Origin of the sequence: Algibacter sp., from assembly GCF_039977455.1 — a bacterium.
Classification (GTDB): domain Bacteria; phylum Bacteroidota; class Bacteroidia; order Flavobacteriales; family Flavobacteriaceae; genus Algibacter_B.
The window spans coordinates 460,851-480,406 of record NZ_JBDWDG010000022.1 but is presented as its reverse complement, the minus strand read 5'-3'; the positions used below and the strand labels follow the sequence as shown (position 1 = coordinate 480,406).

Here is a 19,556-nt window from a genome sequence, read left to right as displayed (position 1 = left end):
AATTTAAGAATAATGATAAAGAATTTTGTTGAAGAATTAACTTGGAGAGGCATGATACAAGATAGCATGCCAGGTACTGAGGAGCATCTATTAGAGTCTATGCGTTTGGCTTATGTTGGTATTGATCCAACTGCCGATTCGTTACATATTGGTCATTTAGTAGGTGTTATGGGGTTAAGACATTTTCAATTGTCAGGACATAAGCCCGTTGCGCTTGTTGGTGGGGCTACAGGTATGATTGGAGATCCTTCAGGGAAATCTGCAGAACGGAATTTACTAGATGAAAAAACCCTTGAGCATAATCAAAATGCTATTAAGGAACAGTTGTCTCGATTTTTAGATTTTGATAGTGATGCGGAAAATGCAGCTATCATAGTTAATAATTATGATTGGATGAAAAAGTTTTCATTTCTTGAATTTATTAGAGATGTAGGTAAACACCTTACCGTCAATTATATGATGGCGAAAGATTCTGTTAAAAAGCGTTTGTCCTCTGAATCTTCGGTAGGTATGAGTTTTACCGAATTTACATATCAATTAGTACAAGGTTATGATTTCTTGCATTTATACAGAAACAAAAAATGTACTTTACAAATGGGAGGTAGTGACCAGTGGGGGAACATCACCACAGGTACGGAGTTGATACGACGAGTAGATTCTGGTAAAGGGTACGCTTTAACATGGCCTTTAATCACTAAAGCAGATGGAACTAAATTTGGTAAAACTGAAGGTGGGAATATATGGCTAGATACAAAAAGAACTTCACCTTATAAGTTTTATCAGTATTGGCTAAATACTAGCGATATTGATGCAGAAAAATACATTAAGATATTTACCTTTCTTGAAAAAGAAGAAATTATAGCCTTAATTGAAGAACATAAAGAAGCACCACATTTAAGAGTATTGCAAAAGCGTTTGGCTGAGGAGATTACAGTAATGGTACACTCTAAAGAAGATTTAGATAATGCCATAAAAGCAAGTAGTATTTTATTTGGAAAATCCACTAGCGAAGATTTAAAGCAATTGAACGAACAAACGTTTTTAGATGTTTTTGATGGCGTGCCACAAACTCAAATAGAAAAATCTGAAATAGAAAACGGGTTGGATATCATTGCTGCCTTAGCTGAAAAAGGCGGTTTTTTAAAATCGAACGGTGAAGCTAGAAGAGCACTAAAGGAAAATTCTATTTCTGTTAATAAAGAAAAAGTAAAAGACGATTATAGTATTACTACAAAAGACTTAATTAATAATAAGTTTGTTTTGTTACAGCGTGGCAAGAAAAATTATTTTGTGTTACAAATTGTTTAAAAACAATAAAGCCTGAGTTTTCACTCAGGCTTTATAATTAACCAACTAACTAAAAAGCTAATTTTTCTTTTTCTTAGCTATTAGTTGGTCGTAATTCTTTTTAATAACTTACTCAGTTTTATAATTATTTTTTAAATTTTATTTTTTGCCAATTTTTATCGGCTTTATCTTTTAATTTATTTTCGTTTTCCTTCTTCCATAAATCCAAAGTATTTGTGCCCCAAGCATTATAAAACAAATAAAGCTTATCATCTTTAATTTGAAATGTTTTTGGATTTATAGAGACTTTATCGCTTTTTGCACCAATGGCATAAGCACAATAACCCCCATATTCGGGAATGTATTTTTCAGGATTCTTCTTAAAAGTTTTTAAATTTTCTTCGGTTGAAAACTTGTATTTAGCGCCATCAAAAGAAGCAGTGTAGGTATTATCACCCTCAATAGCTTTATTATTAAAATAAGCTACAACATCGTAACCATTGGCTATAAATCCATTTTTTAAGTTATAATCTATAGATTGTGCCGATACTGTGGAAATAGTTAGTAGAAGTAATACCATTAAACTTTTCATAAATAATGTTTTATAATAAGTCTAAAAATTCCGAATACCTTACAAGCTAAAGCACCATAAGGTTACATCCACGAATGTCCGAATTATCGAAACGTCCAATAACTTCAAAGGAATTATCGCTATTTACCCGTCCTAAATCTTGAGTAGCAATAAAGGAACACGAGTTTATATTGGCTAAATCTATTATGTTTAAGCCACCAGCTTTTCCTGGTTTTTGAATAGTAAGTGCATCTTCAGGGTCACGAGTTAAAACACTCATCCAAGGCGGACAATTAAATACGCCATTTCCTTTGGAGTAGGCCTGACTTAAAAGTTCGGTCATGCCGTATTCGCTATGAATGTGGTCTACACCAAAACCTTTTTTTAAGGTATTATGTAGTTCGGTTCTAATAAGTTCCTTTCTACGACCTTTCATACCGCCTGTTTCCATGATAATGGTGGTTTTTAAGTCGAATTTATAGGTTTCAATTAAATCTAATAAAGCAAATGACACACCAATAAGAATATTTTTTTTACCATCTTGATCCAGTTTAATTAATGTGTCTTTTAATTCTGAAAGGTTATTTAAGTAAAAACCACTTTCGGGATGTTTAGAGGTTTTTATCATAGAATCCACCATATAAATTAAGGACGATCCTTTGCGCTCTAAATAAGATGGTAAAAGCCCTAAAACAACAAAGTCTTCAATAGGTCCATAAAATTGTTGAAAACCTTTAGTAAAGCTTTGCTGGTAAATATCTAGATTGGTAACATGATGTTTGCTCGTTTCGCTTCCGGTTGTGCCAGAACTAGTAAAAGTTGTTTTTATAGGTGCAGAATCACTTAAAACTTCTCGGGTTTTAAAAAATTGAATGGGTAAAAAAGGGATGTCCTTAAGAGTTTTTACATCGCTAGGGTGTATGTACAACAAATCGCAAAACGATCTGTAAACTTTATTGTTATCAAACTGAAACTTGAAGATTTTAAGTGCTATATCTTCAAAGTCTGCTTGGGTTTTAATATTAAATATGGATTGTGTATCTATCATGCTTTAACAAAGAAACAAAAGTACGTAATACAATTTATTAATATGGTATTCTTATACAAGTAGAACTGTTGAAGTTTAGTTGGTATTTGCGTTAGGGATAGTAGTGGAAAGCCCACAGCTCGACGTAGGAGGTGCGAGGACTTGTAAGCGATAGCCCGACCCTTTTCGGGTAACGCCACAAAAAAACAAAAAAAAGCGCTGCTAAAAACAACGCCTTAATAATATTTTAAATAAATAAGTTATCGAATAACAAGTTTTCTAGATTCGCTAACATTGTTTTCGCTAATTTTTAAGATGTAAACGCCTTTTTGTAGGTTAGAAACGTTTAACTCTTTTCCGGCTAAAACGGTAGCAAATACTTTTTTCCCTAACACATCAAAAACTTCAACATTTTTAATAAGACTACGTTTAGAGCTAATATTAATGTATGGTTTTGCAGCATTTACAGGGTTAGGGTAAATGGTTAAACCTTCTATTTTTGAAGGTGATGCCGTGTTTTGAGCATACGCTTGAGCCTCCATTTTCTGGGAGGTAAAACACGCAAAGCTTAAAAATAAAATTATAAAGTAAACTTTTTTCATATACTACGATTTGGTGTTATAAAAGTAACAAATTACTACAAAATTGATGCCAAAATACTGTTAAAGATTGGGGTAATTGGTCGAAATGTTAACAGTAGGTAAGCCTATTGTTACCTAATTGTTATTTATTTTAAAAATTTTATAATCTTATGTTTTAAGCTTTATCTTTACTTCAAGAAACATGTATTTTAATAATGAAAAACAAGGATATTAAGATTTTATTGGTTGATGATGAGCCAGATATTTTAGAAATAGTAGGCTATAATTTGTCCAATGAAGGATATCAAGTTATTACAGCAGAAAACGGATTAGAAGGTGTAAAGAAAGCTAAAAGTGAACTTCCGCATTTAATAATTCTTGATGTTATGATGCCAGAAATGGATGGTATTGAGGCCTGCGAAAACATTAGAAAAATTGCTGATTTAAAGCATTCAATTATTACGTTTTTAACCGCTAGAGGAGAGGATTATTCTCAAGTTGCAGGGTTTGATGCTGGTGCCGATGATTATATAACCAAGCCTATAAAACCAAAGGTTTTAATAAGTAAAGTTAAAGCACTTTTAAGACGCTTTAAAGAGGTAGAGGTTTCCGAGACATTAAAAGTTGGTAGCTTGGTTATTAATAGAGACGAGTATAAAATTATTTCGAAAGGTAAAGAGCTTGTTTTACCTAGAAAAGAATTTGAATTATTATCTTTACTTGCATCCAAACCAGGAAAAGTATTTAAAAGAGATGAGATTCTTGATGCTGTTTGGGGTAACGAAGTTGTTGTTGGAGGTAGAACCATTGATGTACATATTAGAAAGCTTCGTGAAAAATTAGGTGATAAAAGCTTTAAAACCATTAAAGGCGTAGGCTATAAGTTTGTAGATTAAACATGCAGGCAAAATTTAAAAAATCATATCGATTTGCTGCTCGTACAGCATTGTTTATAACATTATACACAACACTCTTAATGAGTGTTTTTTTGTATTTTAATTTCCAATTGCTTTGGTATTATCCTATTTTGCTTGCAGTATGTGTATTTGTATTTTCCTTTATAATTATTCAATTTAGTGTAGAACGTTTTATTTATAAGCGTGTAAAAAAGATATACGATGATTTAACCCTTTTAGAATCGGCTAATTTGGATAAAGGTGCTATTACCACCGACATGCAAACGCTTACACAAGAAATAGATCGCTTTGCAAGGGATAAAAAGTTTGAAATTGAATCCTTAAAAGTTAGAGAGGCCTACAGAAAAGATTTTTTAGGTAATGTGTCTCATGAATTAAAAACACCACTGTTTACCGTTCAAGGTTATATCTTAACCTTACTTGATGGTGCCATGGACGATAAAAATATTAGAGAAAAATATCTTGAACGTGCTAGTAAAGGTATTGAAAGACTAGGATATATAATTAAAGATTTAGACATGATTACCAAACTGGAAGTTGGTGATTTAAGTTTAAATATGGAGGTTTTTGATATTGTTGAACTTGTAGAAAACGTGTTTGATATGTTGGAAATGAAAGCTCACAAGAAAAAAATAACGCTAACTTTTGATAGGGATTACCCAAACCCTGTTATGGTAAATGCAGATAGAGAGCGTATACAACAGGTGTTAGCCAATTTAATTGTAAACTCTCTAAAATATGGCAGTGATAAGGGTACCACAGAGATTAGCATAGAAAATCTTATTAAAAATAAGGTCATTGTGCGTGTAACCGATAATGGTGAAGGTATAAGTAAAGTACATATACCAAGGTTGTTTGAACGTTTTTACCGTGTGGATAAAAGTGGCTCTAGAAAAGAAGGTGGTTCAGGTTTAGGACTTTCTATCGTAAAACATATTATAGAGGCACATCACGAAAAAATTTATGTAGAAAGCGAGTTTGGTGTAGGTAGTGAGTTTTCGTTTACTTTAGAAAAAGCAGATTCTATTTAAAAACTAAATTTATCGGCTAAAAATCGAAAATAAGTTTTCGTAATCCAATTCAAAATTAAAAGCTGTTAAACCTTTATAAGGCGTATTCGTATCTAATTTTTCTAAAGTAAACTCATCCTGAGAACAAGTGGGCACTAAAAGCATCTCGCTAAGTCGGTTTGCTAAATATACCTGTTCAAACTGTCCAGGCGTAGGGATAAAAAACGCTTTTTTATTTAGTTTAGCTAAATCCATTACTGTTGTATATCCGGATCTCGATACCACCAAAGCGCTTTCATTTATAGTTTTTTCTAATAATTCAGAAGTCATAAAATTATAAATAGTCAAGTTGCCCAAAAATTGTATGCTCTGTTCAGGCTGCATGATACCCTTAACAAACACTACTTTACCTTTAAATTTTTTAAATTCAGAAAGTAACTTATCCTCAAGTAAGGATCGCTGCGGCTCAGGTCCCGATAATAAAACTAAAATATCATTTTTAATTTTCGAGTTCGATTTTGTCAATCTACTCATTGGTCCTAAGTATTTTATGGGGATGTCAAAATTGTCTATATGCCCTAGTTTACCACTTAAATTTATATCGCCTTCAGCATCTGGAACCCAACATATATCAAATTTTTTGATGATCTTTTGATGCAATTTTGTACTTAACCAAGTGGTATTACCACTCAATACATTCAATTGATGCGTTATAAAAACCGATGGTACATTTTTATGTCTTACTCCCAATCTATTATCCGAAATTATACCCCAAATATCATATTTTTCAATAATAGATTTAATCGATTTTTTTTCAGCCTTAATAGCCTTTAAAAGTTTAGGAGAATCTTTAAGTAGTTTTAGCTTAAAAAACTTTCCGTTTTTAGAGTAGGTTACATTATATGATGGTAATTCTATAGTTTGAAGACTAGGGAATTCCTTCCGCAGCAATGTTAATGCAACACCATCGCTAGCAATTATCGGAACAAAATTGGCGTTAATTAAGGCCTTAATTATAGGAATACACCGCGTGGCATGTCCGAGTCCCCAATTTAAGGGAGCAACTAAAATCCGTTTTTTCATAACTAATTATTTATACGTACCTCAAAGGCAGGCCTCACGTACTTTTTAACGATAATCAAAGATAAGATATTAAGGCTGCCATTTATTTCCTTAATTTTACCAAAAATTATATAATAATAAGAAATCGTTAATAAACTTTGGGAAGTAAAAACAAACTTAGAAGATTTAAAGAAAACGAAACGTTTTCAAATGTCGTTCAACCCACAAGAGAAGATTTGGTAAATTCAAATTTTAAGCAAAAGGGAAACTGGAGAGCAAATATCTTTAATAACGATAACCCTTTGGTTTTAGAGTTAGGTTGTGGTAAAGGTGAGTATTCGGTTGCTTTAGCAAAAAAATACCCTAATAAGAACTTTGTAGGGATCGATATAAAAGGTGCTCGTTTTTGGCGAGGTGCTAAAACGGCCATTGAAGAAAATATACCCAATGTAGCTTTTCTTCGAACACAAATAGAATTAATTGATCATGCCTTTGCAGAAAACGAGGTTGACGAAATCTGGATAACCTTCCCAGATCCGCAAATAAAATATAAGCGTACCAAACACCGTATGACTAATGCGGCCTTTTTGGAGCGTTACAAGCAAATTTTAAAACCTGAAGGCGAGGTTAACCTTAAAACCGATAGTGAATTTATGCATGGTTACACGCTTGGTTTGTTGCATGGTGCAGGACACGAAGTGCTTTATGCTAATCATAATGTTTATAAACAAGAGGGTAGTCCGGAAGAGGTAACAAGTATTCAAACCTTTTACGAGTCGCAATATTTAGAACAAAACAAACCCATTACCTACATTAAATTCAAAATAAAATAAGTGTGAATATCACCTTTATATTTTTTTTAGGTTTATTTTTTGCAATGATTGGTGTTATTCCACCAGGGTTGTTAAATATGACAGCAGCCAAAATAAGCCTAAAAGAAGGCCATGTTAGAGGTATTGTGTTTTCCGGAGGTGTATGTGTTATCGTTTTAATACAAACGTATTTAGCAAGTATTTTTGCGCGCTATTTAAGTAAGAATCATGAAGTTATTGGTGTTTTGAGGGCTATCGCTTTGGTTATTTTTATTTTAATAACTATTTACTTTTTGTTTATTGCCAAATCTGAACCTAAACGGCAAAAGGAACCCAAAATAAGAAGTAAGCATAGTCGGTTTTTTCAAGGTATGTTTTTATCAGGTATAAATGTATTTCCTATTCCGTATCAAGCTTATATGACTATTACTTTGGCTTCTTTTGGTTGGATGACCTTCGAGCAAACTAGTATTATGGCTTATGTAGCTGGTGCTGCTACTGGTACCTTTGTAACGTTGTATTTGTATATTTTCTTTTTTGATAAAATAAAAGGAAAAGCCTTTACGTCTCAAAAAAACATGAACCGTATTATAGGCGGTATTACAGGTGTTATTTCTATTGTAACCATCATTAATATGATACAAGATTATTAGAAAATAATAGAAACTACACATGAAACCAGAAACACTAAATTTTTTCGATAAAGTTTATGAGGTCGCTAAGTTAATTCCATATGGTCGTGTTACAAGTTATGGTGCTATAGCTAAATATTTAGGAGCAGCTAGAAGTGCTAGAATGGTAGGGTATGCTATGAACGGTTCTCACGGAAAAGATATTCCGGCTCATCGCGTTGTAAACAGAAAAGGGTTACTTACAGGAAAGCGTCATTTTGATGGTACAAACCTTATGCAACAGCTTTTGGAAAGTGAAGGTGTTACTGTCATTGAAAATCAAATTCAAAATTTAGAAACCGTGTATTGGGATCCTTCTAAGGAATTGTAATTCTGTATTAATTTTTTAAAATTCACCAATAATGACAAAACTTAATCAAAGATAAATCCCTATACCTAAACTCACATTAGAAACACCAATATTTCCTATTTTTAAATATTCGTAGCCTCCTATAAACTTATATTGTTTTCTGTGGTAATTTAAAAGCCCATTGAATTTATTAACAGTATTATCATTCACCAATATCTGATTAAAATTACTAGCCAAACTAAAGGGTTTTATAAAAAACCATTCGGCACCTAAGCCGTATGTAAACCCTAATGCATTAACATCACCATTAATATAAGAAGCACCCAAACCCCAATACGCATTAAAATGTTCCGTACGTATCCGATTGTATTTAGCTAAGGCCGTGTAAATGGCTAAAGTGTTATTGCCAAAGTTCGGGTTTTCTTCCCAAAGTTGTAGGTAATCTAGCTCTAAGCCAAAACGTTTAAAAAATCGCAAATCCGCATTTAAATGATAACCGTATAACCTATTGGTTTCAAAAAGACACCTAGTGGTAATGGAAGTAGTAAATAATTCTGTATCATCATTCCAATAATAAGAGAAGTTACCTGTTTCAGAATTTTTATAAGGGTGTTTAGTTAAATAAGCATTATTAGCTAAATGTGTTGTTTCAAATGGACTTTCAATAGCAATGCCATAAGCCGTATAAGCAAGTAATTGTATAAATAAACCACCAATAACATCAGTTAAAAAGTTGCCTTTCGGGGCATTACAGCTATTTGTGTAAGTTGTTTCAGTTTGGCTGTTATTACTCGTGTTTTGGTTGTCTTTTAAACTGTCCTCTGCTTCTTTTATTTTTCCTTGGCTATAGCTTATACTGTTAAAACTAATTACAAATATTAAGAAAAATAACGAGTGTTTCATAGATGTGAAATTAGAAAATATAGGTTGCATAAACTATGCCGTTTTAAGATTAAAGCAGCGCTTTATTACGATAACCAAACCCAATGGTTATATAGTAAAAACTTCTAACAACAAGCTTAAAGTTTCGGGCATTATTAACTATCTTTGCGCTTAGATTGATTCTTAATTGGTGCGGTTTAAGGATTTAAAAATTCACATAACCACACTTAGAGGCTGTGGCAAAAAGGAATATGCTTTTTACATCCTCGTTTTGAAACAGATTTCAAAAAAATATGAAACTAGATAAAAAGGACATACTTAAAGCACTCGAAAGTATTACTGTACCTGGCGAAGGACAAAATATGGTAGAGAGCGGTGCAGTAAAAAACGTCATCACTTTCGGCGATGAGGTTATTGTTGATATTACAATACAAAACCCAAGTTTACAGGCTAAAAAGCGTACAGAGGTCGATATTCTTAAAACCATTCATGAACAGGTTTATGAGAAAGCTAAAATTACTGTAAACGTAAAAGTTGAAGCTCCAGCAGAAAAGCCAAAAGCTAATGTTATTAAAGGAAAACCAATTCCTGGTATTCAAAATATAGTTGCGGTAGCATCTGGTAAAGGTGGTGTAGGGAAATCTACCGTTACAGCAAATTTAGCAGTTACTTTAGCTAAAATGGGATTTAAAGTTGGGGTTTTAGATGCCGATATTTATGGACCATCTATTCCAATAATGTTCGATGTCGCAAACGAAAAACCTTTAGCTGTAAATATTGATGGGAAATCAAAAATGAAACCTATTGAAAATTATGGTGTAAAAGTATTATCTATCGGGTTTTTTACAAAACCAGATCAAGCGGTCGTGTGGCGTGGGCCAATGGCAGCAAAAGCTTTAAACCAAATGATTTTTGATGCTCATTGGGGCGAATTAGATTTCTTGCTTCTGGATTTACCCCCTGGAACAGGCGATATTCATTTAAGTATCATGCAATCTTTACCAATTACAGGTGCAGTTGTGGTTAGTACACCACAAAATGTAGCTTTGGCCGATGCTAAAAAGGGTGTAGCAATGTTTCAGCAAGAAAGTATAAATGTGCCGGTATTAGGAATTATAGAAAATATGGCATACTTTACACCTGCAGAATTACCAGATAATAAATATTTTATATTCGGTAAAGAAGGTGCTAAACATTTAGCCGAAGACTTAAATGTGCCTTTTTTAGGTGAGTTACCATTGGTGCAAAGCATAAGAGAAGCTGGTGATGTTGGTCGTCCGGCGGCGTTACAAACAGCAACGCCATTAGAGCAAGCATTCGAGAAATTAACTCAAAATGTTGTGCAAGAAGTTGTAAGACGAAATGACGATTTACCACCAACCGAAGCTATTAAAATTACAACTATGGCAGGTTGTTCAGCTGTTAAAAAATAAATTATGACCTCAGAAGAACTAAAAGAAAAAGTAGAATTCGCCCTTGAAGAAATTCGTCCATTCCTGCAAAGTGATGGTGGCGATATCTCATTATTATCTATTGAAGATAATAAATTAGTGAAAGTGCAATTAAAAGGTGCATGTGTAGGTTGTAGTGTAAACCAAATGACGCTAAAATCGGGTGTGGAAATGACTATTAAAAAGTACGCACCACAAATAGAACAGGTTATTAATATTGAAGCTTAGTATAAGTTACTATTAAACTTTCAATCAAAGTATAATTCTAATAAAAAAGGAATCTTAAAATTGAAAAATTTTGACGATTCCTTATTTTTTTAGTCTACATTTTAAATTAGCTAAAAAATCATTAAAAAATAAATTTGCAAGTCTTAAATTTGTGGCACGAATAATGACATGCATTTAGCATAAGTACAAAACAAAGTAATGGAAGACGTAAATATAAAAATCACAGATAGAGACGGAGTAACTCACGATATAGTTGCCCCAACCGATATGGCCATGAATCTTATGGAGGTTGTTAGATCTTACGAGCTTGCCCCAGAGGGCACCATTGGTGTTTGCGGTGGAATGGCTATGTGCGCGTCTTGTCAATGCTACGTGTTAAGCGGAACCGAATTGCCAGAAATGGGCGACGATGAAGAGGCTATGCTATCAGAAGCTTTTGATGTTAAGGATAACAGCCGTCTAGGGTGCCAAATTCAAATTACTCCAGAAATGGAAGGTTTAGAGGTGGAATTGGCTCCAGAAAGCTAAATTCCTGCAAAGGCAGAAATCTCATCAAAATTAATTTTTTAGGATTAATTTTTCGGACGTTACCACAAGGGTCGGGCTTTCCACTGTATCTTTTGTTGCCATTTATGGCAACAAAAAAAGGATGCCACTACAATCCCTAACGCGGGAGTATGTGCTAAAGTCATGCCTTCAAGAAAAGACAATAATCACCACCAAACCAAAAACAGTTTTTTCAATTCGCCAGAATTAAATTTTATCCAGCATAACGTAGAAAATTGCTGATCAAAATAATCTTTAGTACATATTTTAAAAGCTTCAAAACTTAACCAATTTATATGGGTGTGTGGCTCTAGCAACCAATCCTTTTTATTTGGAATAAAGAACTTGCAATTTTCAAATTGATGCAAATCATTTTGGTTAATATAGAAGCCAACAATACAATCAGGGTTCAACGTTTTTAACTCAATATCTTTATTAGAAAAAGGTAAAAATAACTGCGCTTTAAAATACACTTGCTGGGTAATGTTTTTAGCATTTAAATCAAGTTTCTCCAAATATGGTTTACAAGCATCAGAGTAGAGTAGTGGTAGTTGTTTATCTTTTAATTTTCTAAGCTTTTCAATTAAAGAATCTTTTCTATTTGGACCAATAAAATGGTCAATTTCAGATTGCCCAACAGATGCATCATACAAGTAAAATTTATAAATAATTTCAAGGTGAATGGGTGTGTTGTTTTTAAGAAGCAAACAATCAATTTCACCCAAAGTAATCTTGTCATCTTGAATTTGTATATTTTCAGCTAAAACAGAAATGTTGTTTTCTTGCTCAATTTCAAAAGACACTAAACGCTCTACATATTTTCCTAAGCGCAGGTTTTCATCTAAAACGATATCTATTTTGTTGGCGTTAGAATCAATTTCAAATTGAAGTAAATTAGAAACAGCATTACCTTTCCATAAACATGGTGTTTTTAAAAAGCCTTCGTATCTTTTTTGGAGCATTTAGTTTTTTTGAGTTTTATAATCTATCAACTTCCTTGGGCCTTCCAATAGGACTCTAACAATTTTCAGCACACCATCATCGTTGGTATTTATTTGCCATTTGATAAGTGATATCTCGCCGTTTTCAATCTCAATACCCGTAATGCTTCGCGGATGTACACAACTTCCATCATTAAAAAATGCTATATCACCAGGTTTAGGAAAACGCGGTCTGTGTGTATGGCCAACAATGGTCATTACATTATTGTTTTCGGTAATCCATCTTTTTGTTCTGCGTTCTACTTTTATAAGTTCAGTGTAATTTTTTGCAGGACTTGTTGGGTCTGCAATTCCCATCACATTTAATGGTTTCCAAAGTACACGAACCATAAATCGACTCCATTTCCAAAATAAGAAATTCCACCAATCTGCCTGATGTCCGTGAGTTAAAAATAACTCTTGTCCTGTCATACAATGTTTTAATACGATGCCTTCATGGTATTTTATATCCTTAAAAAGCTCAACCTCTTCTCCTCTTTTAGGATCAAAATATGTCGATAAATTTTTTTTAACATATTTAGGATCTCTATAAACCATATCATGATTACCCCATATCATGTGTAAACGCTTATTTTTATGAAATTCTTTCATAAGCATATACACGTTTTTATGCGCATTAAGTATAGAGTTAAACGACAGGTTTTCCCAAAGCTCATCGCCATCGCCAATTTCGCAATATTGAAACCCTTCAGTATAGTAATGTTTTAAAGCATGAAAGTAGATGTTCCGGTTATTGGCAAAATCGTCGGCAAAACTATTGTCACCTCGGTGGCAATCACTAAATAGAATAAACTTACTATCATTGTCAAAATCAATAATTTTGGCGTTTCGGTAAGCGTTATCTAATCTTTTCTTGGATGAAAACATAGAACAGTTTAAAACTTAATGAATTGAAATGAAAACAGTTTATAATACGTAAGATAGTAAATGTAAATAAAAAGCCTTTCTGTTGAAACTGTTTATTGCAGATTATTCCTTTTTAAGTTTTTCAATAGCCACAGGAAGTAACCTCTGCACAAACTTGGAATAAGCCAGTTCTGAAGGATGCAAACCATCGCTAGCCACTAAATTTGGATTTTCTATTCCGAGCCTCGTAATATCTGTAATATAAACGTAGCTAATGTTATTTGTATCGCAGTAATTTTTAGCGAACGTATTGTAGGTGTTTAAGTTGGCAGATATATTAGGGTTGCCTTGCCCAAAAGGCGTATAGGCGTAATCTGGGATAGAGACCACAATAACATTGTCTTTATTGCCTTTGGCTTTAGTAATAGCGATGTTAACGAGCTGTGGGAATTCAGACTGGTAAAGACTAAAAGGCTTGTTTTGAAACTCATTATTAACACCAATTAAAAGGGTTGCCAAATTAAAATGTGAATTAGGGTTTTCGTTTTCTATGGCGTTTATTAAATTGGTAGTTGTCCAGCCAGTTTGTGCAATTATTGATAGCTCAAAATTAGAAATAGAATCAATATTTTTTAAAATATCACGTTTTAAAATTTCTGGAAATCTACAAGTTCCACAAACACTTTGCCCTATAGTATAGCTGTCTCCTAAAGCTAGATATTTTATGGTGTCTAGTCCTTTAGGTATAGTTTCTTCCTCGATTGTTTCTAAAGGTGTGAAAACCTTAAGCGTGCTTTGTTCTTGGGAGTTTGTGGGTGCGTTCGAGCAGCTTAAACCAGCAATTATTAAAATGGGGAGTAAATAAACTTGAAGTTTCATCGTTGTTTTTACCTAAATATACGAAACATTGCATTGCTCGATTTTATAAAAAACAAAGTTGAAGTATCCTTAACTTGATTTAATCGTAAAAAATATTAACTAAATGGCTTTATTTAAAAGCGTTTAAGCCTGTAACATCTAAGCCAGTAATTAGTAAGTGAATATCGTGTGTGCCTTCGTAGGTAATAACACTTTCTAAATTCATAGAATGTCGCATTACAGAATACTCTCCAGTAATTCCCATTCCTCCAAGCATTTGTCTAGCTTCCCGAGCAATAGTTATGGCCATATCCACATTATTGCGTTTTGCCATAGAAATTTGAGCTGAGGTTGCAGTGCCATTTTCACGCATTACACCAAGTCTCCATGCCATAAGTTGGGCCTTGGTAATTTCGGTAATCATTTCAGCAAGCTTTTTTTGTTGTAACTGAAATTGGCCAATAGGTTTCCCAAATTGCTTACGCTCTTTACTGTATCGCAACGCGGTATCATAACAATCCATGGCAGCACCAATAGCACCCCAGGCAATACCATATCGCGCAGAATCTAAACACCCAAGCGGTGCACCTAAACCAGATTTATTTGGCAGTAGATTTTCTTTTGGTACTTTTACATTGTCAAAAATAAGTTCCCCGGTGGCCGATGCGCGAAGTGACCATTTATTATGTGTTTCTGGTGTTGTAAATCCTACCATCCCGCGCTCTACTATAAGACCATGAATGCGTCCGTTTTCATCTTTAGCCCATACTATAGCAACTTGGGCAAAGGGCGCATTACTAATCCACATTTTAGCGCCATTTAATAAATAATGGTCACCTTTATCTTTAAAATTAGTAACCATACCACTTGGGTTACTACCGTGGTCTGGTTCGGTTAAACCAAAACAACCCATCCATTCGCCACTCGCTAATTTTGGTAAATATTTATTACGTTGGGTTTCGTTGCCGTACTTCCAAATAGGATACATAACCAATGATGATTGCACCGAAGCTGTAGAACGTACTCCAGAATCGCCACGCTCAATTTCTTGCATAATTAAACCGTAACTTATCTGGTCTAAACCTGCACCGCCATATTTTAATGGAATATAAGGTCCGAAAGCACCAATATCTGCTAAGCCACCAATAATTTGTTTTGGGAATTCTGCTTTTTGTGCATAGTCTTCAATAATGGGTGAGACGTCCCGTTTTACCCATTCGCGGGCTGCGTTTCGAACTAATTTATGTTCGTCGGTTAATAATTCATCTAAATTGTAATAATCAGGAGCTTCGAATAAGTCTGGTTTCATTCTGCTTAAATTTTTAATTAAGAATTATTAATAAATGGGTTTTATTTTTAATAAAAAACCAATATAATGACTCAAATTTAAAGAATCTTTCTAGATGTTGTTACATTTTTAGGTAGAAATCTTTAGTTAAATTGATATAGGACTCGGTGTATTTGTGCCTTTCGGTTTCAATAATTAAGGACTCAATTATGGTTTCGCTTTCGCGGAAAGAAAATTCTAATAATGCACGCTTAATTTCAGATGTTGGGGTGCCTTTTACATGTAAAATTCTATTGGGAAATAAGTTGAATTTTGAAGCTAATTCGGTAAATGTTGATGTTTCCTTAAACGGAATTACTACTGAAAATACACCAATTTCGGACAGTAATTTAGAGACGCTTTCAAGTAAATGATTAAATGGCATAGCGTCCTGAAATCTTGCCAAGTCTCTTTGGTTATTGTCTGTTTTGTAATCTTCAGAGTAGAAAGGTGGATTACAAATAATGACATCATATCGGTCTTCCTCGGTTTCTAATTCTTTAACAAAATCGGCTAATGAGGCATGATAGCAGAATAAGCGGTCTCCCCAGGGCGATTGCTCAAAATTGTCAACACATTGCTCAAAGGCATTATCGTCTATTTCAATGGCGTCAATAATTTCGGCATCACTTCGTTGTGCAAGCATTAAGGCTAGTACACCGGTTCCGGCTCCAATATCTAAAATTGAAAACGGACGATTTTTAAGCGATGTCCATGCGCCCAATAAAACACCATCGGTACCAATTTTCATGGCACATTGGTCGTGGTATATTTGAAATTCCTTGAAAACAAAAGGTTTTTTAGACATAATAAGTTTTAAAACATTTTAGGCAATAGTATGAAATAATGTGTTAAAGTATTATAAATTCTATTAAACTATGTTAAATAAAATACGATTACCTGTTTATTTAGAGTTAGAAACAGAAAACCTTAATTATAACTAAAATATAATAGTATGAAATACTCTGAAAAATTATTAAAAGGGTTAAACGATTTATTAACCTTAAATTTAGAGGTTGAAAAAATATATATGGAAGCTTTAAGTGCGGTTAGTGATACTGAATTGAAAACCTTTTTTACGGAGAGTGGGCTTGAACGAAATGAATTTGGTAAAGAATTAAAAGCTGAAATGGAAATGTATAATACCGAAATGGAGCTTAAATTTGATGGGAAATTAGAAAATGGATTTTATGTAACATGGATGAATTTTAGACGTTTGTTTTTGTTTGAGGATAAAATTAATTTGTATGAAGAAATATGTAAGTTAAAAGAATTGACTATACGTAAGTATGATAATTTGTTAAGTCAAAAGGAATTACCACATTCCACTATTAAAGTATTAGAGCATCACAAAGCTAAAATTCAAAACGCTTTAAATACAATTATTATAGAAAAAAATCTTGTTGCATAGTATTAAGTTTCTAGATAATTGAATAAAAGAAAAGCAACCCAATTGGGTTGCTTTTTTTAGTATGAATTGTTATAAATACAAGTCTATGAGCCCTTCTGGGGTTTCAACAAGGATGGTTTTGTTATCTCTATCTACTTTAATTATAAACTCATCGTTCATAGGTATTAAAATTTCTATACCATCTCTGTCAATTTCAAAAAGCGATTGTGCTGTAGAGTCGTTAATAGCTTTAATAATACCAACATCTCCATAGTTTTTATCTGTAATTGTAAAACCAATAACCTCATGGAAGTAAAATTTATTACCCTCAAGTTTAGGAAGTAAATCTAGAGGCAAGTATAAGCCGCTTTTCATAATAGCATCGGCATCAGCTTCGGTATCTACATCTTCAAATTTTATGCGAAGCAATTCAGATTTATGTAATTGAGAACTTTCAATAAAAAACGGGACAAGATTATTTCTTAACTCCAAAAAAATAGCATCTAGATTTTCGTATATATCGGGTTGGTCAGTATCTAGTTTAGCTAATACTTCACCTTTAAAACTGTACTTTTTTACAATTTTACCTAGGTAAAAACAATCTTCTTTTTTCATTGCAAAGCTATTTTTGTGATCCCCGTGAAGGTGGGAATCTTAATAAATTAATTCTAAGGTTTATTTGAGATTCCCATCTTAGTAGAAATCTATTCAAATTTAATACTTAAGTTAATGAGATTCTCTTGTTCTCGGGAATTATTTAATAAAACTTTTTTGAAAGTTTTATTAAATAAAAAACTCCGATATTGCTATCGGAGTTTAAAAGTATAAAAAATGATTTTTTATTCTTCTTCCTTTGAAGCTTCTGCTTCAGCAGCAGGAGCATCTTCAGTTGCTTCTTCCTCAACAGGAGCAGGAGCAGCTGCAGCAATTCTTGCTTCGTTAACAGCTTTCTCAGCAGCAAGAGCATCAGCTTTCGCTTTAGCTTCTACATCAGATAAACCATCAGCTTTCGCTTGAATTTTAGCTTCTTTTTCTTCTAACCAAGCAGTAAATTTAGCTTCTGCTTGCTCTTCAGTTAAAGCACCTTTTCTAACACCACCAGCTAGGTGGTTTTTAAGCATTGCACCTTTGTAAGACAATAAAGTCTTAGCGGTATCAGTTGGTTGTGCACCATTCTGTAACCAAGTTACAGCGCCATCAACGTTTAACTCAACAGTTGCAGGGTTTGTGTTTGGATTGTAGATACCTAATTTTTCTAAGTATTTACCATCTCTTTTTGAACGTGCATCTGCTGCTACGATCCAGTAAAAAGGTTTCCCTTTTTTACCATGTCTTTGTAATCTAATTTTTACTGGCATAATAATTAATTATTTGAGGTTCTCGACCTCTGTTATTAATGAGGGCGCAAAGATAATATAAATATTTAATTACCAGTGATTTATTTTTAAGGAATTTAAAACAATAAACAAACAGGTTCTGGAGTCTTAAAGTCCTGTAAAAATGATAGTTTACCTGTTGTACTGTCAATGTTAAAAACAGCAATATTGTTGCTTTTTCTATTCGCTACTAATAAAAATTTCCCGGTTGGATCTAAAGTAAAATTCCTTGGCCAATCGCCATGTACACTAATGTTTTGAATTTTATCAATAGTGCCATTATTAGTGTCTCTTTTAAAAACAGCAATTGAGTTTTCGCCACGGTTAGAGCCATATAAAAAACGTTCGTCTTTTGATAAATGAATATCAGCACATTTATTCTTGCCTGTGTAGTTTACATCAAGAGTAGAATCGAAATCAATCTGCTCGAAACCAGAGTCTGTTTTTTTTACCGAAGTTATAGAACCTCCATACTCATTAATCATATATATAAAATTCCCATCCTTAGTTATTGAAAAATGCCTTGGTCCTGGATTACCTTCAATTTTAATTATGGACTCAGATTCTAATTCATAGACGTTATTATTGAGTTTGTATTGATACAGTCTGTTTCTTCCTAAATCTGAAACGAATAAATCATCTTTTCTAAATTGAGCCGAATGTGCATGAGCTGGTTTTTCGCCTGCTTCATTATGATTAAAAATTTGAGATGCTTTATTTAAACTGCCGTTTTCATTTAGCGCATATATGGAAATAGTACCCCCGCCATAATTTGAAACCACAGCTTTCCTGCCAAATTCATTTATATCAACATGGCAAGGGCCTTTCCCATTGCTGTTTTCGGAGTTTATAAGTGTTAAACTGCCATCTTCATTTAGTTTGAAGGCGGTAATAGCGCTAGATTGTCCTTCGCCAACAGCATATATAACTTTTTTGTTTGGAGAAAATGAGATAAATGATGGGTTTGCAACAGCAACTGCTAATTGCCTGTTTGAAAGTTCTCCGGTTTCCATATTGAAATCAAATTTATAAATGCCTTCGCTATCTCCTTTTGTGTAAGTACCAACATATAATGTTGTGGTTTGAGGTTTACAGTTTAATAAAACAAGTGGTACTATTAATAAAATAAGCTGTTTAGCATTCATAATGTTAAAATTTAAATTTCTAAATTATAATAAATTATGTTAAATCGAAGGGTTTTTTGTTAAGGATTCTTAAGTTCATCATAAACCCTGTTAAATCGCTTGACAAAAGGTGTGTTTAAATGTATATTAGGGTATACGATGTCAGTCAATATGCATCGTTAAATAATGTATTGCAACCAAAATGGTTTATAAAACTATTTATTTGTGTTTAATAGTTTGAACAACCATCAAAGGGTATAAATCTACCCTGAAAACGAT

Annotated in this window: 23 protein-coding genes; 10 read left to right on the top strand and 13 right to left on the bottom strand. The window is 33.2% G+C overall.

The genetic code is table 11. The features are described 5' to 3' along the window. The first annotated feature begins 12 nt into the window (after positions 1–12). A complete protein-coding gene (gene tyrS, locus ABJM36_RS11000) occupies positions 13–1,308 on the top strand; it encodes a tyrosine--tRNA ligase (RefSeq protein WP_348451496.1) in 1,296 nt (431 codons plus the stop codon). Positions 1,309–1,432: 124 nt separating this feature from the next. Here the strand turns inward: tyrS and ABJM36_RS10995 are convergent, their stop codons facing one another. The 3 genes from ABJM36_RS10995 to ABJM36_RS10985 all read right to left on the bottom strand — a co-directional run bounded on the left by ABJM36_RS10995 (position 1,433) and on the right by ABJM36_RS10985 (position 3,487). Further along, positions 1,433–1,879, bottom strand: a complete 447-nt coding sequence (locus ABJM36_RS10995) for a YHS domain-containing (seleno)protein (RefSeq protein ID WP_348451495.1) — start codon at positions 1,877–1,879, stop codon at positions 1,433–1,435. A 46-nt stretch (positions 1,880–1,925) separates the two neighbouring features. Continuing rightward, entirely contained in the window at positions 1,926–2,906 is a 981-nt protein-coding gene (locus tag ABJM36_RS10990; protein ID WP_348451494.1) for an acyl transferase, read from the bottom strand. Between the two features lie 239 nt (positions 2,907–3,145). Beyond that, positions 3,146–3,487 carry a T9SS type A sorting domain-containing protein gene (locus tag ABJM36_RS10985; RefSeq protein ID WP_348451493.1) on the bottom strand — a complete coding sequence of 114 codons (342 nt, stop codon included), beginning with the start codon at positions 3,485–3,487 and terminating at the stop codon, positions 3,146–3,148. 194 nt (positions 3,488–3,681) lie between these two features. Here ABJM36_RS10985 and ABJM36_RS10980 point away from each other — a divergent pair, with 194 nt between their 5' ends. Both ABJM36_RS10980 and ABJM36_RS10975 read left to right on the top strand, forming a co-directional pair. Beyond that, complete coding sequence (locus ABJM36_RS10980; protein ID WP_348451492.1) at positions 3,682–4,362, top strand: response regulator transcription factor; 681 nt, start codon at positions 3,682–3,684, stop codon at positions 4,360–4,362. 2 nt (positions 4,363–4,364) lie between these two features. Beyond that, the gene (locus ABJM36_RS10975) at positions 4,365–5,414 is read left to right on the top strand and encodes an ATP-binding protein (RefSeq protein WP_348451491.1); all 1,050 of its coding nucleotides are present in this window, start codon (positions 4,365–4,367) and stop codon (positions 5,412–5,414) included. Between the two features lie 9 nt (positions 5,415–5,423). Here the strand turns inward: ABJM36_RS10975 and ABJM36_RS10970 are convergent, their stop codons facing one another. Continuing rightward, complete coding sequence (locus ABJM36_RS10970) at positions 5,424–6,476, bottom strand: glycosyltransferase (RefSeq protein ID WP_348451490.1); 1,053 nt, start codon at positions 6,474–6,476, stop codon at positions 5,424–5,426. Positions 6,477–6,613: 137 nt separating this feature from the next. Between ABJM36_RS10970 and trmB the strand changes: the two genes are divergently transcribed. The 3 genes from trmB to ABJM36_RS10955 are packed head-to-tail and all read left to right on the top strand — an operon-like array spanning position 6,614 to position 8,269. Then, a complete protein-coding gene (trmB, locus tag ABJM36_RS10965; RefSeq protein ID WP_348451489.1) occupies positions 6,614–7,288 on the top strand; it encodes a tRNA (guanosine(46)-N7)-methyltransferase TrmB in 675 nt (224 codons plus the stop codon). Between the two features lie 2 nt (positions 7,289–7,290). Next, a complete protein-coding gene (locus tag ABJM36_RS10960; RefSeq protein WP_348451488.1) occupies positions 7,291–7,920 on the top strand; it encodes a LysE family transporter in 630 nt (209 codons plus the stop codon). Positions 7,921–7,939: 19 nt separating this feature from the next. Further along, a complete protein-coding gene (locus ABJM36_RS10955; RefSeq protein ID WP_348451487.1) occupies positions 7,940–8,269 on the top strand; it encodes an MGMT family protein in 330 nt (109 codons plus the stop codon). 45 nt (positions 8,270–8,314) lie between these two features. Here the strand turns inward: ABJM36_RS10955 and ABJM36_RS10950 are convergent, their stop codons facing one another. Beyond that, positions 8,315–9,181 (bottom strand): hypothetical protein, encoded by an 867-nt coding sequence (locus ABJM36_RS10950; RefSeq protein WP_348451486.1) that lies wholly within the window; start codon positions 9,179–9,181, stop codon positions 8,315–8,317. 242 nt (positions 9,182–9,423) lie between these two features. Between ABJM36_RS10950 and ABJM36_RS10945 the strand changes: the two genes are divergently transcribed. The 3 genes from ABJM36_RS10945 to ABJM36_RS10935 all read left to right on the top strand — a co-directional run bounded on the left by ABJM36_RS10945 (position 9,424) and on the right by ABJM36_RS10935 (position 11,337). Further along, positions 9,424–10,563, top strand: a complete 1,140-nt coding sequence (locus tag ABJM36_RS10945; RefSeq protein ID WP_348451485.1) for an Mrp/NBP35 family ATP-binding protein — start codon at positions 9,424–9,426, stop codon at positions 10,561–10,563. Between the two features lie 3 nt (positions 10,564–10,566). Next, complete coding sequence (locus tag ABJM36_RS10940) at positions 10,567–10,809, top strand: NifU family protein (RefSeq protein WP_348451484.1); 243 nt, start codon at positions 10,567–10,569, stop codon at positions 10,807–10,809. A 198-nt stretch (positions 10,810–11,007) separates the two neighbouring features. Next, positions 11,008–11,337 carry a 2Fe-2S iron-sulfur cluster-binding protein gene (locus ABJM36_RS10935; RefSeq protein WP_348451483.1) on the top strand — a complete coding sequence of 110 codons (330 nt, stop codon included), beginning with the start codon at positions 11,008–11,010 and terminating at the stop codon, positions 11,335–11,337. 185 nt (positions 11,338–11,522) lie between these two features. On the opposite strand, the gene ABJM36_RS10930 is transcribed toward ABJM36_RS10935, so the two are convergent. From ABJM36_RS10930 to ABJM36_RS10910, 5 genes are all read right to left on the bottom strand, one after another. After that, entirely contained in the window at positions 11,523–12,317 is a 795-nt protein-coding gene (locus ABJM36_RS10930; RefSeq protein ID WP_348451482.1) for a DUF1853 family protein, read from the bottom strand. Continuing rightward, positions 12,318–13,223 carry a metallophosphoesterase family protein gene (locus tag ABJM36_RS10925; RefSeq protein ID WP_348451481.1) on the bottom strand — a complete coding sequence of 302 codons (906 nt, stop codon included), beginning with the start codon at positions 13,221–13,223 and terminating at the stop codon, positions 12,318–12,320. Between the two features lie 102 nt (positions 13,224–13,325). Then, a complete protein-coding gene (locus tag ABJM36_RS10920) occupies positions 13,326–14,081 on the bottom strand; it encodes an SGNH/GDSL hydrolase family protein (RefSeq protein ID WP_348451480.1) in 756 nt (251 codons plus the stop codon). Positions 14,082–14,190: 109 nt separating this feature from the next. Continuing rightward, a complete protein-coding gene (locus ABJM36_RS10915) occupies positions 14,191–15,369 on the bottom strand; it encodes an acyl-CoA dehydrogenase family protein (RefSeq protein ID WP_348451479.1) in 1,179 nt (392 codons plus the stop codon). Positions 15,370–15,469: 100 nt separating this feature from the next. Then, positions 15,470–16,195: a methyltransferase gene (locus ABJM36_RS10910; RefSeq protein WP_348451478.1), complete on the bottom strand. Its 726-nt coding sequence runs from the start codon at positions 16,193–16,195 to the stop codon at positions 15,470–15,472. Between the two features lie 147 nt (positions 16,196–16,342). On the opposite strand from ABJM36_RS10910, the gene ABJM36_RS10905 reads away from it, so the two are divergent. Continuing rightward, positions 16,343–16,798, top strand: coding sequence for a DUF2383 domain-containing protein (locus ABJM36_RS10905; protein ID WP_348451477.1), 456 nt, complete (start codon positions 16,343–16,345; stop codon positions 16,796–16,798). 69 nt (positions 16,799–16,867) lie between these two features. Here ABJM36_RS10905 and rimM read toward each other — a convergent pair whose 3' ends face one another. From rimM to ABJM36_RS10890, 3 genes are all read right to left on the bottom strand, one after another. Continuing rightward, positions 16,868–17,392 carry a ribosome maturation factor RimM gene (rimM, locus tag ABJM36_RS10900; protein ID WP_348451476.1) on the bottom strand — a complete coding sequence of 175 codons (525 nt, stop codon included), beginning with the start codon at positions 17,390–17,392 and terminating at the stop codon, positions 16,868–16,870. 224 nt (positions 17,393–17,616) lie between these two features. Next, the gene (locus tag ABJM36_RS10895; protein ID WP_348451475.1) at positions 17,617–18,135 is read right to left on the bottom strand and encodes a 30S ribosomal protein S16; all 519 of its coding nucleotides are present in this window, start codon (positions 18,133–18,135) and stop codon (positions 17,617–17,619) included. A gap of 95 nt (positions 18,136–18,230) precedes the next feature. Further along, positions 18,231–19,298: a lactonase family protein gene (locus tag ABJM36_RS10890; protein WP_348451474.1), complete on the bottom strand. Its 1,068-nt coding sequence runs from the start codon at positions 19,296–19,298 to the stop codon at positions 18,231–18,233. Positions 19,299–19,556 lie beyond the last annotated feature (258 nt).

Excerpts from the sequence above, each read along its gene's own strand:
- ABJM36_RS10915 (WP_348451479.1), bottom strand. The coding sequence starts at position 15,369 with ATGAAACCAGACTTATTCGAAGCTCCTGATTATTACAATTTAGATGAA.
- ABJM36_RS10950 (WP_348451486.1), bottom strand. The coding sequence starts at position 9,181 with ATGCAACCTATATTTTCTAATTTCACATCTATGAAACACTCGTTATTT.
- ABJM36_RS10890 (WP_348451474.1), bottom strand. The coding sequence starts at position 19,298 with ATGAATGCTAAACAGCTTATTTTATTAATAGTACCACTTGTTTTATTA.
- tyrS (WP_348451496.1), top strand. The coding sequence starts at position 13 with ATGATAAAGAATTTTGTTGAAGAATTAACTTGGAGAGGCATGATACAA.
- ABJM36_RS10920 (WP_348451480.1), bottom strand. The coding sequence starts at position 14,081 with ATGAAACTTCAAGTTTATTTACTCCCCATTTTAATAATTGCTGGTTTA.
- ABJM36_RS10955 (WP_348451487.1), top strand. The coding sequence starts at position 7,940 with ATGAAACCAGAAACACTAAATTTTTTCGATAAAGTTTATGAGGTCGCT.
- ABJM36_RS10975 (WP_348451491.1), top strand. The coding sequence starts at position 4,365 with ATGCAGGCAAAATTTAAAAAATCATATCGATTTGCTGCTCGTACAGCA.
- ABJM36_RS10935 (WP_348451483.1), top strand. The coding sequence starts at position 11,008 with ATGGAAGACGTAAATATAAAAATCACAGATAGAGACGGAGTAACTCAC.
- ABJM36_RS10970 (WP_348451490.1), bottom strand. The coding sequence starts at position 6,476 with ATGAAAAAACGGATTTTAGTTGCTCCCTTAAATTGGGGACTCGGACAT.
- rimM (WP_348451476.1), bottom strand. The coding sequence starts at position 17,392 with ATGAAAAAAGAAGATTGTTTTTACCTAGGTAAAATTGTAAAAAAGTAC.
- ABJM36_RS10990 (WP_348451494.1), bottom strand. The coding sequence starts at position 2,906 with ATGATAGATACACAATCCATATTTAATATTAAAACCCAAGCAGACTTT.
- ABJM36_RS10930 (WP_348451482.1), bottom strand. The coding sequence starts at position 12,317 with ATGCTCCAAAAAAGATACGAAGGCTTTTTAAAAACACCATGTTTATGG.
- ABJM36_RS10905 (WP_348451477.1), top strand. The coding sequence starts at position 16,343 with ATGAAATACTCTGAAAAATTATTAAAAGGGTTAAACGATTTATTAACC.
- ABJM36_RS10895 (WP_348451475.1), bottom strand. The coding sequence starts at position 18,135 with ATGCCAGTAAAAATTAGATTACAAAGACATGGTAAAAAAGGGAAACCT.
- ABJM36_RS10995 (WP_348451495.1), bottom strand. The coding sequence starts at position 1,879 with ATGAAAAGTTTAATGGTATTACTTCTACTAACTATTTCCACAGTATCG.
- ABJM36_RS10940 (WP_348451484.1), top strand. The coding sequence starts at position 10,567 with ATGACCTCAGAAGAACTAAAAGAAAAAGTAGAATTCGCCCTTGAAGAA.
- ABJM36_RS10985 (WP_348451493.1), bottom strand. The coding sequence starts at position 3,487 with ATGAAAAAAGTTTACTTTATAATTTTATTTTTAAGCTTTGCGTGTTTT.
- ABJM36_RS10945 (WP_348451485.1), top strand. The coding sequence starts at position 9,424 with ATGAAACTAGATAAAAAGGACATACTTAAAGCACTCGAAAGTATTACT.
- ABJM36_RS10980 (WP_348451492.1), top strand. The coding sequence starts at position 3,682 with ATGAAAAACAAGGATATTAAGATTTTATTGGTTGATGATGAGCCAGAT.
- ABJM36_RS10925 (WP_348451481.1), bottom strand. The coding sequence starts at position 13,223 with ATGTTTTCATCCAAGAAAAGATTAGATAACGCTTACCGAAACGCCAAA.
- ABJM36_RS10910 (WP_348451478.1), bottom strand. The coding sequence starts at position 16,195 with ATGTCTAAAAAACCTTTTGTTTTCAAGGAATTTCAAATATACCACGAC.